14 protein-coding genes and 4 tRNA genes are annotated in these 17,137 nt (G+C 63.2%); all 18 read left to right on the plus strand.

Annotated features, from left to right (window positions below; all coding sequences use genetic code 11):
* The first annotated feature begins 8 nt into the window (after positions 1 to 8).
* The 18 genes from leuB (at position 9) to NJ69_RS03980 (ending at position 17,004) form a co-directional block, all read left to right on the plus strand.
* Positions 9 to 1,091: a 3-isopropylmalate dehydrogenase gene (gene leuB, locus NJ69_RS03895; protein WP_039576340.1), complete on the plus strand. Its 1,083-nt coding sequence runs from the start codon at positions 9 to 11 to the stop codon at positions 1,089 to 1,091.
* A gap of 64 nt (positions 1,092 to 1,155) precedes the next feature.
* Positions 1,156 to 2,268, plus strand: coding sequence for an aspartate-semialdehyde dehydrogenase (asd, locus tag NJ69_RS03900; protein WP_039576342.1), 1,113 nt, complete (start codon positions 1,156 to 1,158; stop codon positions 2,266 to 2,268).
* Between the two features lie 109 nt (positions 2,269 to 2,377).
* Entirely contained in the window at positions 2,378 to 3,382 is a 1,005-nt protein-coding gene (locus NJ69_RS03905) for an aspartate-semialdehyde dehydrogenase (protein WP_039576343.1), read from the plus strand.
* Between the two features lie 71 nt (positions 3,383 to 3,453).
* The gene (locus NJ69_RS03910; protein WP_039576345.1) at positions 3,454 to 6,069 is read left to right on the plus strand and encodes a FimV/HubP family polar landmark protein; all 2,616 of its coding nucleotides are present in this window, start codon (positions 3,454 to 3,456) and stop codon (positions 6,067 to 6,069) included.
* 95 nt (positions 6,070 to 6,164) lie between these two features.
* Positions 6,165 to 7,019: a tRNA pseudouridine(38-40) synthase TruA gene (gene truA, locus NJ69_RS03915; protein ID WP_029614181.1), complete on the plus strand. Its 855-nt coding sequence runs from the start codon at positions 6,165 to 6,167 to the stop codon at positions 7,017 to 7,019.
* A gap of 59 nt (positions 7,020 to 7,078) precedes the next feature.
* Complete coding sequence (locus NJ69_RS03920) at positions 7,079 to 7,699, plus strand: phosphoribosylanthranilate isomerase (protein WP_039576348.1); 621 nt, start codon at positions 7,079 to 7,081, stop codon at positions 7,697 to 7,699.
* A 253-nt stretch (positions 7,700 to 7,952) separates the two neighbouring features.
* The gene (gene accD / locus NJ69_RS03925) at positions 7,953 to 8,846 is read left to right on the plus strand and encodes an acetyl-CoA carboxylase, carboxyltransferase subunit beta (protein WP_029614183.1); all 894 of its coding nucleotides are present in this window, start codon (positions 7,953 to 7,955) and stop codon (positions 8,844 to 8,846) included.
* Positions 8,846 to 10,153 carry a bifunctional tetrahydrofolate synthase/dihydrofolate synthase gene (gene folC, locus NJ69_RS03930; protein ID WP_039576350.1) on the plus strand — a complete coding sequence of 436 codons (1,308 nt, stop codon included), beginning with the start codon at positions 8,846 to 8,848 and terminating at the stop codon, positions 10,151 to 10,153. Before accD ends, folC begins: the two co-directional genes overlap by 1 nt.
* Complete coding sequence (locus NJ69_RS03935; RefSeq protein WP_039576352.1) at positions 10,137 to 10,820, plus strand: SPOR domain-containing protein; 684 nt, start codon at positions 10,137 to 10,139, stop codon at positions 10,818 to 10,820. Before folC ends, NJ69_RS03935 begins: the two co-directional genes overlap by 17 nt.
* 194 nt (positions 10,821 to 11,014) lie before the next feature.
* Complete coding sequence (locus NJ69_RS03940; protein WP_029614185.1) at positions 11,015 to 11,569, plus strand: CvpA family protein; 555 nt, start codon at positions 11,015 to 11,017, stop codon at positions 11,567 to 11,569.
* A gap of 41 nt (positions 11,570 to 11,610) precedes the next feature.
* Positions 11,611 to 13,116: an amidophosphoribosyltransferase gene (gene purF / locus NJ69_RS03945; RefSeq protein ID WP_039576355.1), complete on the plus strand. Its 1,506-nt coding sequence runs from the start codon at positions 11,611 to 11,613 to the stop codon at positions 13,114 to 13,116.
* Positions 13,117 to 13,140: 24 nt separating this feature from the next.
* On the plus strand, positions 13,141 to 14,352 hold the full coding sequence (locus NJ69_RS03950) for an O-succinylhomoserine sulfhydrylase (RefSeq protein ID WP_029614186.1): 1,212 nt from the start codon (positions 13,141 to 13,143) through the stop codon (positions 14,350 to 14,352).
* The gene (locus tag NJ69_RS03955; protein WP_039576356.1) at positions 14,349 to 15,122 is read left to right on the plus strand and encodes an SDR family oxidoreductase; all 774 of its coding nucleotides are present in this window, start codon (positions 14,349 to 14,351) and stop codon (positions 15,120 to 15,122) included. The genes NJ69_RS03950 and NJ69_RS03955 overlap by 4 nt, the downstream gene beginning before the upstream one ends.
* 207 nt (positions 15,123 to 15,329) lie before the next feature.
* Positions 15,330 to 15,405: transfer RNA gene (locus tag NJ69_RS03960), tRNA-Val, on the plus strand.
* Between the two features lie 78 nt (positions 15,406 to 15,483).
* Positions 15,484 to 15,560, plus strand: a tRNA-Asp gene (locus NJ69_RS03965).
* Between the two features lie 98 nt (positions 15,561 to 15,658).
* A tRNA-Asp gene (locus NJ69_RS03970) sits at positions 15,659 to 15,735 on the plus strand.
* A gap of 140 nt (positions 15,736 to 15,875) precedes the next feature.
* Positions 15,876 to 15,952 (plus strand) — tRNA-Asp (locus tag NJ69_RS03975).
* A gap of 194 nt (positions 15,953 to 16,146) precedes the next feature.
* Positions 16,147 to 17,004, plus strand: a complete 858-nt coding sequence (locus NJ69_RS03980; RefSeq protein WP_039576358.1) for a DUF2242 domain-containing protein — start codon at positions 16,147 to 16,149, stop codon at positions 17,002 to 17,004.
* The last annotated feature ends 133 nt before the right edge of the window (positions 17,005 to 17,137 follow it).

The following is a 17,137-nucleotide window of genomic DNA, read 5'->3' on the forward strand; positions in this document are numbered from 1 at the left end:
AGGAAAGCATGAGCAAACAGATTCTGATTCTCCCAGGTGATGGCATCGGCCCGGAAATCATGGCCGAGGCCGTCAAGGTGCTGAACCTGGCCAACGAAAAGTTTGGCCTGGGTTTAAGCCTGGCGCACGATGTGATCGGCGGCGCGGCCATCGACAAACACGGCGTGCCGTTGGCCGATGAAACGCTGGAGCGCGCGCGCAACGCCGATGCTGTGCTGCTGGGCGCTGTCGGTGGACCGAAGTGGGACAAGATCGAGCGTGACATCCGTCCCGAGCGTGGCCTGCTGAAGATCCGCGCACAACTGGGCCTGTTCGCCAACCTGCGTCCGGCGATCCTCTACCCGCAACTGGCGCAGGCTTCTTCGCTCAAGCCGGAGATCGTGTCCGGTCTGGACATCCTCATCGTCCGCGAGTTGACCGGCGGTATCTACTTCGGCGCACCTCGTGGTCAGCGCGAGTTGCAGGGCGGCGAGCGTCAGGCCTACGACACCTTGCCGTACAGCGAGAGCGAAGTGCGTCGCATCGCCCGTGTCGGCTTCGACATGGCCCGCGTGCGCGGCAAGAAGCTGTGCTCGGTCGACAAGGCCAACGTCCTGGCATCCAGCCAGCTCTGGCGTGAAGTGGTCGAAGAGGTGGCCAAGGACTATCCGGACGTCGAGCTCAGCCATATGTACGTGGACAACGCCGCCATGCAGCTGGTCCGCGCACCCAAGCAGTTCGATGTGGTGGTCACCGATAACATGTTCGGAGACATCCTTTCGGACGAAGCTTCCATGCTGACCGGCTCCATCGGCATGTTGCCGTCTGCGTCGCTGGACGCCGACAACAAGGGCATGTACGAGCCGTGCCATGGCTCGGCGCCGGACATCGCCGGGCAAGGCATCGCCAACCCACTGGCGACCATTCTTTCGGTGTCCATGATGCTGCGCTACAGCTTCAACCAGCAGGTGGCCGCCGAGGCCATCGAGCGTGCCGTCAGCCTAGTGCTCGACCAAGGGCTGCGCACTGGCGACATCTGGTCGGCCGGTTGCACCAAGGTCGGTACCCAGGAAATGGGCGACGCAGTAGTCGCGGCTCTGCAGAATCTGTAATCTCTCTGGCCCGCCGTCGTTTCCCCTCGACGGTGGCCCACTTTTTAGCAAAGGTGTAGTTGCGATGAAACGTGTAGGTCTGATCGGTTGGCGCGGTATGGTCGGTTCCGTGCTCATGCAGCGGATGCTGGAAGAGCAGGACTTCGACCTTATCGAGCCGGTGTTCTTCACCACCTCCAATGTCGGCGGCCAGGGCCCGAACGTGGGCAAGGATACGGCGCCGCTCAAGGACGCCTATTCGATCGAAGAGCTCAAGACCCTCGACGTGATCCTGACCTGCCAGGGCGGCGACTACACCAACGAAGTCTTCCCCAAGCTGCGCGAAGCAGGCTGGCAAGGCTACTGGATCGACGCCGCGTCGTCCCTGCGCATGCAGGACGATGCAGTCATCATTCTCGACCCGGTCAACCGCAAGGTCATCGACCATCAACTGGACGCTGGCACCAAGAACTACATCGGCGGCAACTGCACCGTCAGTCTGATGCTGATGGGCTTGGGCGGGCTGTTCGAAGCCGGTCTGGTGGAGTGGATGAGCGCCATGACCTACCAGGCAGCCTCCGGTGCAGGCGCGCAGAACATGCGTGAGCTGATCCGGCAAATGGGCGGTATCCATGCCGCGGTAGCGGACGAACTGGCCAATCCCGCCAGTGCCATTCTCGACATCGACCGCAAGGTCGCCGAGACCATGCGCGGTGATGGCTTCCCCACCGAAAACTTCGGTGTGCCGCTGGCCGGTAGCCTGATTCCGTGGATCGACAAGGAATTGCCCAACGGTCAGAGCCGTGAGGAATGGAAGGCCCAGGCCGAAACCAACAAGATTCTCGGTCGCTTCAAAAGCCCGATTCCGGTCGACGGCATCTGCGTGCGGATCGGCGCCATGCGTTGCCATAGCCAGGCACTGACCATCAAGCTGAACAAGGATGTGCCGCTGGCCGATATCGAAGGCATGATCAGCCAGCACAATCCGTGGGTTAAGTTGGTACCCAATCAGCGCGAGATCAGCATGCAGGAACTGAGTCCGACTCAGGTCACTGGCACCCTGAACGTTCCGGTTGGCCGTCTGCGCAAGCTGAACATGGGCTCGCAGTACCTTGGGGCATTCACAGTCGGCGACCAACTGCTGTGGGGCGCAGCCGAACCGCTGCGCCGCATGCTGCGAATTCTTCTGGAGCGTTGATCGCTTCGGCGTGTCGAAAAACCCGTGCCGGGCAACCGCACGGGTTTTTTGTTTGTCTGTCAATCAAGTACAGTGCCGCTCCCGCCGTTCCCGTACAAGGATTCAAAGCATGAGCCAAGCCTTAGATATCGCCGTCGTCGGCGCCACCGGCAGTGTCGGTGAAGCCCTGGTGCAGATCCTCGAGGAGCTTCAGTTTCCAGTGGCAACCCTGCATTTGTTGGCGAGCATGGAGTCAGCGGGCAGCAGTGTGATGTTCGCCGGCAAGAAGGTCCGTGTGCGCGAAGTCGACAGTTTCGATTTTGCTCAGGTCAAGCTGGCGTTCTTCGCCGCTGGTGCGGCGGTGAGCCGCACTTTTGCGAGCAAGGCGCGTGAGGCTGGGTGTTCGGTGATCGACCTCTCTGGCGGGCTCGAAGAGGCGTTGAGCATCGTACCGGAGGCCAACCCTGAGGCGCTGGACGGGCTAAAGCTGCCCGTAGTGGTGTCGAGCCCGAGCAGCGGTGCGATCGCCTTGGCGGTGGCGCTGGCACCGCTTCGAGGTGTGCTCGATATCGAGCGAATTCAGGTCATGGCCTGCCTGGCCGTGTCGTCGCAGGGACGCGAGGCCGTGAACGAACTGGCCAGACAGACTGCCGAGTTGCTCAACGCACGCCCTCTCGAGCCGCGCTTCTTCGATCGGCAGGTGGCGTTCAACCTGCTGGCGCAAGTGGGCGCTACCGATGAGCAGGGGCACGGCACCCTGGAGCGGCGCTTGGTCAGTGAGAGTCGCGTGCTGTTGGGGCTGCCTGAACTGAAGATTTCTGTGAGCTGCGTTCAAGTCCCAGTGTTTTTCGGCGATAGCTTCAGTGTGTCCGTACAAAGCCGAACTCCCGTGGATGTGCAGGCGGTCAAGCTGGCGCTGGACGGCGCTGCCAGCGTCGAACGCGTGGAGAATGACGACTATCCGACGCCAGTGGGTGACGCAGTGGGGCAGGACGTGGTCTATGTTGGTCGTGTACGCCAGGGAATCGACGCGGATCACCAACTCGATCTGTGGTTGACGACCGACAACGTGCGCAAGGGCGCGGCCCTCAACGCCGTACAATTGGCGCAATTGTTGATTAAAAAAATGGCGTAAAAGATACTGGCCAGCACATTTGTCCTACGCCTGGCAGGTATTGGGGACGATTCATACAAGGGAACAGGTCCATGCTTCGAATTCGCAAATTGGTTCTGGCTATCGCGGCCGCTTCGGCGCTGTCGTCCGGCATGGCCAATGCACTCGGTCTTGGCGAGCTGACCCTCAAGTCGGCGCAGAACCAGCCGCTGGACGCCGAGATCGAGCTGCTCGATGTACGCGACCTGACCCCTGCGGAGGTGGCGCCTAGCCTGGCGCCCGCCGAGGAGTTCGCCAAGGCTGGCGTGACGCTACCGGCCTATCTGCAGGACCTGAGCTTCACCCCGGTGATCAACCCCAACGGCCGCAGCGTGCTGCGTGTCACCTCCAGCAAGCCGCTGCCCGAGCCTGTCATCAAGTTTCTGGTGCAAGTGATGTGGCCGCAAGGGCGCCTGCTGCGTGACTACAGCGTTGCGCTCGATGCGCCGCAAGCTGCCACTGCCGCGCCAGCGCAGGGAACCGTCAACCCGGCGACCACTGTGGGCAGCTACACCACCCGTCAGCGTGACACGCTCTGGCAAATCGCTGCGCGTAATACCCAGGGTGGCTCGATTCAACAAACCATGCTGGCGATCCAGGCTTTGAATCCTGACGCCTTCATCGGTAACAACATCAACCAGCTCAAGACCGGCCAGGTGCTGCGCCTGCCGGATCAGCAGCAGATCCGCGCCATCCCCCAGGGCGAAGCGATTCGTGAGGTGGCCGAACAGTACGCCGCCTGGCGCGAAGGACGGCGCCTGGGGCCTCGCGCTCGGCAATTGGACGCGACCCGTCGTGGCGCCGCCGATGCTGCCCCGGCACGGATTGCCCAAGGCGATAACCTGCGCCTGGTCTCACCGAATAACCAAGGTGCGGCGAATGACGCCAAGGCCCTCAGCGACAAATTGGCGGTCGCTCAGGAGAGCCTGGATACCAGTCGCCGTGACAACGAAGAACTGCAGAGTCGAATGACCGATCTGCAAAGCCAGTTGGACAAGCTGCAGCGCCTGATCGAACTGAAGAATGATCAACTGGCGCGTCTGCAGGCTCAAGGTGACGCGGCGCCGGCCGCTACGGTAGCGCCGCCGCCGGTCGAGCCTGCGGTGAATGCCCAACTGACGCCGGCCGAACCTGTGGTCGTACCCCCTCCGGCTGCGGTCGACACCGCGCCGGTGCCGGAGCCAGAGACCGCTGCCCAGCCCCAGACCGAACCGAGCATGCTCGACGATCTGCTGGGTAATCCGTTGTTGCTGGGACTGTTGGCCGGTTCGGCGTTCCTGGTCCTGCTGCTGTTGCTGCTGCTTCTGGCGCGCAAGCGCAAGGCGCAGCAAGAGGCGGAAAAACATCTGCGCATGGCGCGGGCGCTGGCCGAGGACGATGAGCGCGGGCCGGACCCAGACTTGCCACCAGGCAGCTTCGATGGCCTGGACGTGTCTGCCCCCACGGTGACCCTGTCGCCGGCGGTGGTGGCGGCCTCTGCAGCGGCCGCCGCCGCGGCTGAGAAGCCGGTCGCTGCCAGTGCGCCTGTGGTTGCCGATCGCTATGCCGCACTGTTGGCCGAGGTCGATGACAGTGTCGCCAAGGGGCATCTGAACCACGCCGCTAGCCTGCTTGAGCCTGTTGTGGCTGCTGAGCCGCAGCGCAGCGACCTGCGCCTGAAGTTGATGGAGGTCTATGCGCGTCAAGGCGATCAACACGCCTTTGCCGAGCAGGAGCACCAGTTGGCCGACACCCCGGAGAATCAGGGTGAAGTCGAAGGCATCAAGCAGCGTTACCCGGCCATGGTTGCCGTCGTGGCTGCGACGGCAGCCGTCGGGCTCGGCGCCGCCGCTTTGGCAGCAGAGCAGGATGAGCAATACGTCCAGGAGCTGTTGCAGGACCCAGAGCCGCTAGTCGAGGCGCAGCCTGAGCCCGTGCAAGCCGTCGAGCCCGCGCCGCAGGACGCCAGCGAAGCTGACGTCGAATCCATCACGGCCACGCCGGATTTGGGCGACGACTTCGACCTGAGCCTGGATGACGACCTGCTGTTGGACGAGCCGCTCGACGCGCCGGTGCTCGACGCCCCAGAAGCACCGCAGGCCGACCAGATGCAGAGCGGCGCAGACGACGATTTCGAGGCGCTGCTGGCGCAGGCTCAGGCGCAGTCCCAGCCGCAGCCACTGGATGATCTGGCGGACTTCGACCTGGATGTCGGTGAGCCTGCTGCTGCCACGCCAGCCGCAGACAGCGAGACGCCCGTTGATGTCGCTGCCGAGCTTGCGGCGTTCGACGAGATTCCTGAGTTCGATCCGATTTCCGAACTGGAACTGCCGGAGGACTTCGACCTGTCGTTGTCGCTGGATGACGAAACACCCGCCGACAAGCATTTCGCGTCTGAGCTCGATGATGTCAACGCCGAACTGGACAAGCTTTCGCAGAGTCTGGCGTCGCCTTCGCTGGAACCGCATTTCACCGCCGAGGATGCGGCGCTCGAGCCCGAAGCCCTGGACGACCTGGATTTCGATTTCTTCTCCGGGACCGATGAGGTGGCGACCAAGCTGGACCTGGCGCGTGCCTACATCGATATGGGCGACCATCAGGGGGCCCGCGACATCCTCGATGAAGTGGTCAAGGATGGTGACGATACCCAGCGTCAGGAAGCTGAGGACATGCTCTCGCGTCTGGTCTGACAGGCAGCGTGCTTGAGGTGGTTGACGGCAGCCCAGTGGGCTGCCGTTTTCTTTATAATGGCCGCCTTTCGATCAGCTCCACAGGTTTGGCTTTCTTGGACATCAACGACATCGAGGCGGCCGAGTCGGCCGCCGAAGGCTACTCGCGCATCGCCCTGGGCGTGGAATACAAAGGGTCGCGCTATCGCGGCTGGCAGCGTCAGGCCAGCGGCGTGCCCAGTGTCCAGCAGGCGCTGGAGCAGGCGTTGTCGAAGGTCGCCGACGCGCCGATCAGCGTGGTGTGCGCCGGGCGCACCGATGCCGGTGTGCACGGTTGTGGTCAAGTGGTGCATTTCGACACGTGCGCGGTGCGCGACGAGCGCGCCTGGACCTTGGGCAGCAATTTCAACCTGCCCCACGACATCAGCGTGGTCTGGGCGCGGCCAATGCCTGCGCACTTTCACGCACGCTTCAAGGCGACCGCTCGGCGCTACCGCTACGTGATCTACAACGATCCGATCCGTCCGGCGCACCTCGCCGAGGAAGTGACCTGGAATCATCGCCCGCTGGACATCGCCGCGATGGCCCAGGCGGCCGAGTACCTGCTCGGCACTCATGACTTCAGCGCGTTTCGCGCCAGCCAGTGTCAGGCGAAGTCGCCGATCAAGCATATCCATCACCTGCGTGTGACGCGCCACGGTCGCATGATCGTGCTGGATGTACGTGCCACCGCTTTCCTGCATCACATGGTGCGCAACATCGCCGGCGTGCTGATGACCATCGGCGCCGGCGAGCGGCCGGTGGAGTGGGCACGGCAGGTGCTGGAGGGGCGCAATCGGCGCGAAGGCGGTGTCACCGCCCACCCCTACGGCCTTTATCTGGTGCAGGTGGAGTACCCGGACGAGTTCGCGCTACCGCAGCGTTACATCGGTCCACACTTTCTCACCGGCTACGAGTCGCTGTCCGACTGACGGGCGATACGTCATTTGCTAACATCCGGCCCTTCACCGATCACCCAGGGTTGTCGTCCATGAGCAACGTGCGCACCAAGATCTGTGGCATCACCCGCATCGAGGATGCCCTGGCGGCTGCCGAAGCGGGAGCCGACGCCATCGGCTTCGTGTTCTATGCCAAGAGCCCGCGCGCGGTGGATGTACGCCAGGCCCGGGCCATCATCGCCGCGCTGCCGCCTTTCGTCACCACCGTGGGCCTGTTCGTCAATGCCTCGCGTTGCGAACTGAGCGAGATCCTCGAAGTGGTCCCGCTGGACCTGCTACAGTTCCACGGCGATGAAACACCGGCCGATTGCGAGGGGTACCATCGTCCATGGATCAAAGCGCTGCGCGTGCGCCCGGGCGACGATCTGCAGGCGGCCTGCGAGCACTACCATGGCGCCCGCGGCATTCTGCTCGATACCTACGTGCCGGGTGTGCCGGGCGGTACGGGTGAAGCGTTCGACTGGTCGCTGGTGCCGGCAGGCCTGAGCAAGCCCATCATTCTGGCCGGAGGATTGTCGGCGGGTAACGTCGCTCAGGCGATTCGCCAGGTTCGACCCTATGCGGTCGATGTCAGTGGCGGGGTCGAACAGGCCAAGGGCATCAAGGATGCGGGCAAGATCGATGCCTTCCTCGAGGCGGTCAGGCTGGCATGAGCTTGGATGTGACGGTTGGCCGTGCGCCATCGTCCATAGCTATCGCAGCGCGATGCTGCCGGCCGGCCCTGCGGGGCTGGCCATCAGAACACGCGGCGCCGCGGGCGTCGGCGTACAGGTTGAAGGTGGAGTGGTGCAACGGGTGGTCCCGTTGGCCGGTCCATCATCGTTTTGAACACGATTTTGAGCTCAAGGGTCGGGGCAGGGCAGGCGACAGTCAGCCCGCCACCGGCCGGAACGGGAGAAATAGAGCATGAGCAACTGGTTGGTAGACAAACTGATCCCTTCGATCATGCGTTCCGAGGTGAAGAAGAGCTCGGTACCGGAGGGCCTGTGGCACAAGTGCCCATCCTGCGAAGCCGTGCTGTATCGTCCGGAGCTGGAAAAAACCCTCGACGTCTGCCCCAAGTGCAACCATCACATGCGCATCGGTGCCCGTGAGCGTATCGATATCTTCCTCGATGCCGAAGGGCGTGCCGAATTGGGTGCCGACCTGGAGCCGGTCGACCGTCTGAAATTCCGTGATGGCAAGAAGTACAAGGACCGCCTGACCGCTGCTCAGAAGCAGACGGGCGAAAAAGATGCCCTGGTGTCGGTCAGTGGAACGCTGATGGGTCTGCCGGTTGTCGTCAGTGCCTTCGAGTTCTCGTTCATGGGCGGTTCCATGGGCGCCATCGTCGGTGAACGGTTCGTCCGCGCTGCAAACCATGCGCTGGAACACCGTTGCCCGATGATCTGCTTCTCCGCCTCGGGTGGTGCGCGCATGCAGGAAGCGCTGATCTCGCTGATGCAGATGGCCAAGACCTCTGCGGTGCTGGCACGTCTGCGTGAAGAAGGCATTCCGTTCATTTCGGTGCTGACCGATCCGGTCTACGGTGGTGTATCGGCCAGTCTGGCCATGCTCGGCGACGTCATCGTCGGCGAGCCCAAGGCGCTGATCGGCTTCGCCGGCCCACGCGTGATCGAGCAGACCGTGCGCGAGAAGCTTCCCGAGGGCTTCCAGCGCAGCGAATTCCTGCTGGAGCACGGCGCCATCGACCTGATCATTTCGCGTCAGGAACTGCGTCCGCGCCTGGCCCGACTGCTGGCGCAAATGACCGGCCAGGCCACGCCTGAGCAGGCCCAAGAAGCTGCCGTCGTCGCGTGATGAGCGAGCGTACCCTGGGTGAGTGGCTCGCTTACCTGGAACAACTGCATCCCTCGGCGATCGACATGGGCCTCGAGCGATGCCGACAGGTGCTGGCGCGCCTCGACCTGGGGCGCCTGGCTGCGCGAGTGGTGACGGTAACCGGCACCAATGGCAAAGGCTCGACCTGTGCCTTCGTCGCCGCGCTGTTGCGCGCCCAGGGGCTCAAGGTGGGCGTCTACAGCTCGCCGCACCTGGTGCGCTACAACGAGCGGGTACAGATCGATGGCAACCAGGCCAGCGACCGTGACCTGTGTCGGGCCTTCGCTGCCGTAGAGGCCGCGCGTGGCGAAATCTCCCTGACCTATTTCGAGATGGGTACCCTGGCGGCCTTCTGGTTGTTCAGGCAGTCGTCCTTGGATGCCGTGGTGCTTGAAGTGGGGCTAGGCGGGCGTCTGGACGCCGTCAACCTGATCGACGCCGACCTGTCGCTGGTGACCAGCATCGGCGTGGACCATGTCGACTATCTGGGCGATACCCGGGAGCAGGTGGCCTTCGAGAAAGCCGGTATCTTCCGCCAAGGCACGCCAGCCTTGTGCGGCGATCTCGACCCGCCCCAGCCGCTGCTGGATAAAGTGTCCGAATTGGCTTGCCCGTTCTTCTTGCGCGGGCGCGATTTCGATCTGGCGAGCACTGACGCACATTGGCAATGGCGTGGTACCACGCTCAGGGGCGAGGCGGTGGAGTTGGTCGATCTGCCCCAGCTCGACTTGCCGATGGAGAACGCAGCCCTGGCAGTGCAGGCGTACCTGCTGATGGATCTGCCCTGGGTTGCGTCGGATATCGCCCAGGCGCTGCTGGGTACCCGCATGACCGGCCGCCTAGACCGTCGCACGGTGACGTGGCGCGGCCAACGGTTGGAATTGCTCCTGGATGTCGGCCACAACCCCCATGCTGCCGAGTACCTGGCACGCCGCTTGGCCACCCGGCCTGTCTCCGGGCGCCGCCTGGCGGTGTTCGGGCTGCTGGCGGACAAGGATCTCGAGGGCGTGGTCGCGCCGTTGCTGCCACTGGTCGATTCCTGGGCGGTGGCGCCGCTAGAGACGCCGCGCAGTCGCACCGGGCAGGAGCTTGCCATGGCCTTGACGAACCACGGCGCGACGGTGAAGTCATATGCCAGTGTCGCCGCTGCCCTCGAGGGGCAATGTGCGCAGGCAACGGCAGATGACCAGATCCTGCTGTTCGGTTCGTTTTTCTGCGTCGGCCAGGCCCTCGAATGGCTTGAGCGGCAGGCCCTGGAGGATGGAGTAGATGGCAGTGCTGGATAAGGGAATGAAGCAGCGCATGGTGGGTGCGCTGGTGCTGGTGGCGCTGGCGGTGATCTTCCTGCCCATGCTGTTCACCCGAGAGGACGAGATGCGCCAGGTGCATGTCGAAGTGCCTCAAGCCCCGGCCATGCCAAGCCCGTCCGAGGTCAAGGTCGAGCCGGTCCAAGTGCCTGAGCCTCAGCCGCTGCCCGATCTTTCCGAGCAGGCGCCGGTGGTGGTCGATGAGTCCACAGCGCCTCCCAGCGCTCCCAGCCAGCCGATCACGCCGTCGCCGTCGCAGAACGCCCAGCCCTCCGCCGCGAAGCCTCAGGCGCCCGTTGCCGATGCCAAGGTCGAAAGTCGTGCTGCACAACCGGCTGCCCAGCCCCCTGCGGCCAGTGCAACGGCCAGCAAGCCGGCGGCAGCTTCCAAGGTCGATGCCAATGGTTTGCCGGTGAGTTGGTCGATCCAATTGGCCAGCCTGTCCAATCGTGCAGGCGCCGACACTCTGCAGAAAACCCTGCGCAGCCAAGGCTACAACGCCTACATTCGCTCCACCGGTGGACTGAATCGGGTATTCGTCGGCCCGATCATTGACCGTGCCGAAGCCGAGCGTCTACGCGATACGATCAACCGCCAGCAGAACCTCAAGGGCATCGTTGTGCGCTTCCAGCCTGAGCGCGGTTGAGTCCATGCGGCCCTGTTCAGCCTGCGCTCAAGCGTCGGCCAAACAGGGCCTTTTTGTGCGCCCGGGTGGGGTGCCGAGGCTTGTTAAGTTGTCTTGGAAGTCAAGCTGCAAGCCTGCAACGGCGTGACTTTCCGCTTACCCCACGCCCTTTGCTCTGCTAAAATGCGCCGCCTCAAACGTCTGCAGGCCGTACCGTGGCATTTACCTGGGTTGATTGGGCGATCATCGCGATCATCGCCATTTCCTCACTGATCAGTCTCAAGCGCGGTTTCGTCAAGGAAGCCTTGTCCCTGCTCATCTGGATCGTTGCCGGCGCGGTGGCGTGGATGTTCGGCGGGTCCCTGTCGCAGTACCTGGAAAGCTATATCCAGACGCCTTCGGCACGGGTCATCGCAGGCTGCACCATTCTCTTCATCGCCACGCTGCTGGTGGGGGCGATGATCAATTTCCTCATCGGCGAGCTGATCCGCGTGACCGGGCTGTCCGGCACCGATCGCTTTCTCGGCATGGCCTTCGGCGCCGCGCGCGGAGGCTTGCTGGTGGTGGTGGCCGTTGGGCTGCTCAGCCTGGGGCCGGTACAACAGGATTCGTGGTGGCAGGAATCACGCCTGATACCACAGTTTCTATTGGTCGCCGACTGGTCGAAGAACCTGATCCTGGGCTTCGCGGGTCAGTGGATGTCCAATGGGATCAGCTCACCGGTTGATCTTCCGTTCAAGGAACAGTTGCTCGGACCTTCCCGGCCCTGAGCGCTTTTCACTCCGTTTCATCAAAGTAGGGGTTGCGTCGCATGTGTGGCATCGTCGGTATCGTCGGTAAGTCGAACGTCAATCAGGCGCTGTATGACGCGCTAACGGTCCTCCAGCACCGCGGCCAGGACGCTGCCGGTATCGTGACCAGCCATGATGGCCGGTTGTTCCTGCGCAAGGATAATGGCTTGGTGCGCGATGTATTCCAGCAGCGCCACATGCAGCGCCTGGTCGGTCACATGGGCATCGGCCACGTGCGCTACCCCACCGCGGGCAGCTCGACTTCGGCCGAGGCCCAGCCGTTCTATGTCAACTCGCCGTACGGCATCACCTTGGCGCACAACGGTAATTTGACCAACGTCGAGCAGTTGGCCAAGGAGATCTACGAGTCCGACCTGCGTCACGTCAACACCAACTCCGACTCGGAAGTGCTGCTCAACGTGTTTGCCCACGAGCTGGCCGTACGCGGCAAGCTGCAGCCGACCGAGGACGATGTGTTCGCGGCGGTGTCCCATGTGCACAGCCGCTGTGTCGGTGGCTACGCCGTGGTGGCGATGATCACCGGCTACGGTATCGTCGGTTTCCGTGACCCCAACGGCATTCGTCCGGTGGTCTTCGGCCAGCGCCACACCGACGAAGGCGTCGAGTACATGATTGCCTCCGAAAGCGTGGCCCTGGACGTGCTGGGCTTTACCCTGATCCGCGACCTGGCGCCGGGCGAAGCGGTGTACATCACCGAAGACGGACAGATGCACACCAAGCAGTGCGCTGAGGCCCCCCTGTTGCAACCGTGCATCTTCGAGCACGTCTACCTGGCCCGCCCCGACTCCATCATGGATGGCGTGTCGGTGTACAAGGCGCGTCTGCGCATGGGTGAGAAGCTGGCCGACAAGATCCGTCGCGAGCGCCCCGAGCACGACATCGACGTGGTCATCCCGATTCCGGACACCAGCCGCACCGCAGCCCTGGAACTGGCCAACCACCTGGGCGTGAAATTCCGTGAAGGCTTCGTCAAGAACCGTTACATCGGCCGCACCTTCATCATGCCTGGCCAGGCGGCACGCAAGAAGTCGGTACGGCAAAAGCTCAATGCCATCGAATTGGAATTCCGTGGCAAGAACGTGATGCTGGTGGACGACTCGATCGTGCGCGGCACCACCTGCAAACAGATCATTCAGATGGCCCGCGAGGCCGGGGCGAAGAATGTCTACTTCTGCTCCGCAGCGCCCGCTGTACGCTACCCCAACGTCTACGGCATCGACATGCCGAGCGCTCACGAGCTGATCGCCCACAACCGTACCACTGAACAGGTGGCCGAGTTGATCGGCGCCGACTGGCTGATCTATCAGGACCTCCCGGACCTGATCGACTCGGTCGGTGGCGGCAAGATCAAGATCGAGCATTTCGATTGCGCGGTGTTCAACGGTGAGTACGTCACCGGCGACATCGACGACGTCTACCTGGAGCGGATCGAACAGGCGCGCAATGACGCTGCCAAGGTCAAGACCCAGGCCGTCAGCGCGATCATCGACCTGTACAACAACTGATCTGCACTTTGTGAGGAGTACGGCATGACGGATCAATGGGAGGCCGGACGGCTGGACAGCGACTTGGAGGGTGTCGGTTTCGACACCCTGGCAGTGCGCGCCGGCCAGCACCGGACGCCTGAGGCCGAGCACAGCGAAGCGCTGTTCCTGACCTCCAGCTATGTGTTCCGCACCGCGGCCGATGCGGCTGCGCGGTTTGCTGGTGAAACGCCAGGTAACGTCTATTCGCGCTACACCAACCCGACGGTGCGCGCCTTCGAAGAGCGCCTGGCGGCGATGGAGGGGGCCGAGCAGGCCGTGGCTACCTCCACGGGCATGGCGTCGATTCTGGCCGTGGTCATGTCGCTGTGCAGCGCTGGCGATCATGTGCTGGTGTCGCAGAGTGTCTTTGGCTCGACCATCAGCTTGTTCGAGAAGTACTTCAAGCGTTTCGGCCTGCAGGTGGACTACGTGCCGCTGGTCGATCTGGGGGCCTGGAAGAGTGCGCTGAAGACCAACACCAAACTCTTGATCGTCGAGTCGCCGTCCAATCCACTGGCCGAGCTGGTGGACATCCGCGCGCTGGCCGATATCGCCCACGCCGGTGATGCGATGCTGGTGGTGGACAACTGCTTCAGCACGCCAGCGCTGCAGCAGCCTCTGAAGCTGGGCGCCGACATCGTCTTCCATTCCGCGACCAAGTTCATCGACGGCCAGGGCCGTTGCATGGGCGGTGCGGTAGCCGGGCGTGCCGAGCAGATGAAGGAAGTGGTGGGTTTCCTGCGCACCGCAGGCCCGACGCTCAGCCCCTTCAATGCGTGGATCTTCACCAAGGGCCTGGAGACGCTCAAGCTGCGCATGCGTGCGCATTGCGAGAGCGCTCAGGCCTTGGCCGAATGGCTGGAGCGCCAGGACGGTATCGAGAAAGTGCACTACGCGGGTCTGCCCAGCCATCCCCAGCATGAGTTGGCCAAACGGCAGATGAGTGGTTTCGGCGCGGTCGTCAGCTTCGAGGTCAAGGGTGGCAAAGAGGGCGCCTGGCGCTTCATCGACGCCACTCGGGTGATCTCCATCACCACCAACCTGGGTGACAGCAAGACCACCATTGCCCATCCGGCAACCACTTCCCATGGTCGCCTGACGCCACAGGAGCGCGAAGCTGCCGGTATTCGTGACAGCCTCATTCGCGTGGCCGTGGGACTGGAAGACGTGGCCGATCTGCAGGCCGATCTCGCCCGCGGCCTGGCCGCGCTGTGATCGACTGGCCAGGTGAGGCGCCCGACCACAACGGTCGGGTCGCCCTGGTGACCGGGGCCGCGCGCGGCATTGGTCTGGGCATCGCCGCCTGGCTGATCTGCGAAGGCTGGCAAGTGGTGCTTACCGACCTGGATCGCCCACGCGGCGCCAAGGTGGCCAAGGCACTGGGCAGCAATGCCTGGTTCATCGCCATGGATGTGGCCGACGAGGCCCAGGTCATCGCGGGCGTCGCCGAGGTGCTCGGCCAGTTCGGTCGTCTGGATGCGCTGGTGTGCAACGCGGCCATCGCCAATCCCCACAACCACACCCTGGAAAGCCTCAGTCTGGCGCAGTGGAACCGGGTGCTGGCGGTCAACCTCAGCGGTGCGATGCTGCTGGCCAAGCATTGTGCACCGTACCTGCGTGCCCACGGCGGTTCGATCGTCAACCTGGCGTCGACCCGCGCCCGTCAGTCTGAACCGGATACCGAGGCCTATGCCGCGAGCAAGGGTGGCCTGGTTGCCCTGACCCATGCCTTGGCCATCAGCCTGGCGCCGGAGATTCGCGTCAACGCGGTGAGCCCCGGCTGGATTGACGCACGCGACCCGTCGCAGCGCCGCGCCGAGCCTTTGAGCGACGCCGACCACGCCCAGCACCCGGCAGGTCGGGTAGGGACTGTGGAGGATGTGGCTGCGCTGGTGGTCTGGTTGCTGTCGCGTCAGGCCAGCTTCGTCACCGGCCAGGAGTTCGTGGTCGACGGCGGCATGACCCGCAAGATGATCTACAACTGAGCGGCAAGTTTTAAGCGGCAAGCTACAAGTAGGAGCGCTGTCGAGCCTGCCGGCGCGTTCATATGCGATCAGGCTTTTTCTCGCCACTTGCGGCTTGAAGCTTTCCGCTGTTTTTGAAAAAAAACTCAACAGGGCTATTGACTTAGCTTCGGCACCTGCGTAAATTTCGCGGCCTCAGCGAAGCAAACGCAACAAGCAACATCGCGGGGGTGATTAGCTCAGCCGGGAGAGCATCTGCCTTACAAGCAGAGGGTCGGCGGTTCGATCCCGTCATCACCCACCACTTCCTGAGAGTTCCTGGACCGGAACGCTTCCAACGAAGCTTTCCAGCAGAGAGGAACAGGACGCAAGTCCACTATGCGCAGCGGTAGTTCAGTCGGTTAGAATACCGGCCTGTCACGCCGGGGGTCGCGGGTTCGAGTCCCGTCCGCTGCGCCACTTCTTCAACGGATGGGTGAGATTCACCGGTCCGTGGTCATAAGGCAAATCCTTAAGGCCAGATCCTAGTTTCAAGCAGGCCTCGGCCTGTGAGATACGCAGCGGTAGTTCAGTCGGTTAGAATACCGGCCTGTCACGCCGGGGGTCGCGGGTTCGAGTCCCGTCCGCTGCGCCATCTTATGCTTCGAAGCCCTAGAACTCTTCGAGGCGGCAATCAAGGCGATGAAACGAGTCGCCTTTTTTGTGCCTGCAACGCCAGCGTCTTGCGCCGGCGAGCAGATCCCAGTTTCAAACAGGCCATGGCCTGTGCGATACGCAGCGGTAGTTCAGTCGGTTAGAATACCGGCCTGTCACGCCGGGGGTCGCGGGTTCGAGTCCCGTCCGCTGCGCCATACTCGCCTCGAGGTCACTGAACGCCTCGAAGCTCAAATCAAGCGACCTGTGGGTCGCTTTTTTTGTGCCTGCTATTACAGGCCTGGCCAAAACCTTGCAGGTGCGATGCTGAACGCATCTTCATCGACCGGCGGTTCCTGCCATCGAGGGATGTGTTGCACAATACGCCCCATTCGTTTACCCGGAATCGACAATGTCCAGATCTAACGTCTGCGTAGCGCTCGGGCTGGCCCTGACGCTGGCGGGCCTCGCCGGCTGCGCCACGAAGAAGGCAGCGGTCTACGAGCATGAAAACTTCGCCGACTCAGGCACCTTCTCGCGCACCTTCGCGGTGGGGGAGGCCGGTTCATGCGAGGCAGCACGCCGAGCCTTGCTGAGCCAGGGCTACATCATCACCAGCAGCGATGCCAATCAGGTGGCGGGCAACAAGAGTTTCCAGCAGAACGCCGAGAACCATCTGCAGATCAGCTTCAACATCACCTGCGTGCCGGACAGCAACGACGAGCAGCGCTCGACCATCTTCGCCAACGCCTTGCAGGACCGCTACGCCCTGAAGAAATCCAACACCTCGGCCAGTGTCGGTGTGGGCGTGCTGGGCTCGTTGTCGATGCCTATCGGCTCCACCGACGATTCCATGGTCAAGGTCGCCAGCGAAACGGTGTCCTCGCCGCAGTTCTACGACCGCTATTTCGCGTTGGTGGAGAACTACCTGCCCAAGCCGCGCACGTCGAGCAGGCTCGAGCCGCAGGCCGAAGCACCAAAGGCGCAACAACCTGCGCAGGCGTTGGGACTGCCGGAGCCCGCGGGGCTGACACCGGCCAATCCTCCGGCAGCGGCGGCGACACCGGTCAGTCCCGTCCAGGCGGTCCCGCAAAGTCCAGTCGAGCCTGCACCGGTGCCTACGGCGAATCAGACCTCGGCAGCCCCAGCCCTCGACGACAGTCAAGGTTCCCAGCCCGTGGCGCCGCCGGCCGATCCCGCGCCCCTCCAGGTGCAGTCTCCAGCGCCCGCCAGCGACGAGCAGACCGCACCGGTGCAACAGAGCGAGTGAACCTCTCGCTGATGTCCTCGCTCATATGTTTGTCATGATGTTTTAACCTGGCCCGCTTAGCGTGACGGCCACAGACGAGAAGATGAGCGAGAGGACGCAGGCCCATGGACGATTATCAGGAAGAGTTGCTTGA

It is taken from the genome of Pseudomonas parafulva (genome assembly GCF_000800255.1).
Classification (GTDB): domain Bacteria; phylum Pseudomonadota; class Gammaproteobacteria; order Pseudomonadales; family Pseudomonadaceae; genus Aquipseudomonas; species Aquipseudomonas boreofloridensis.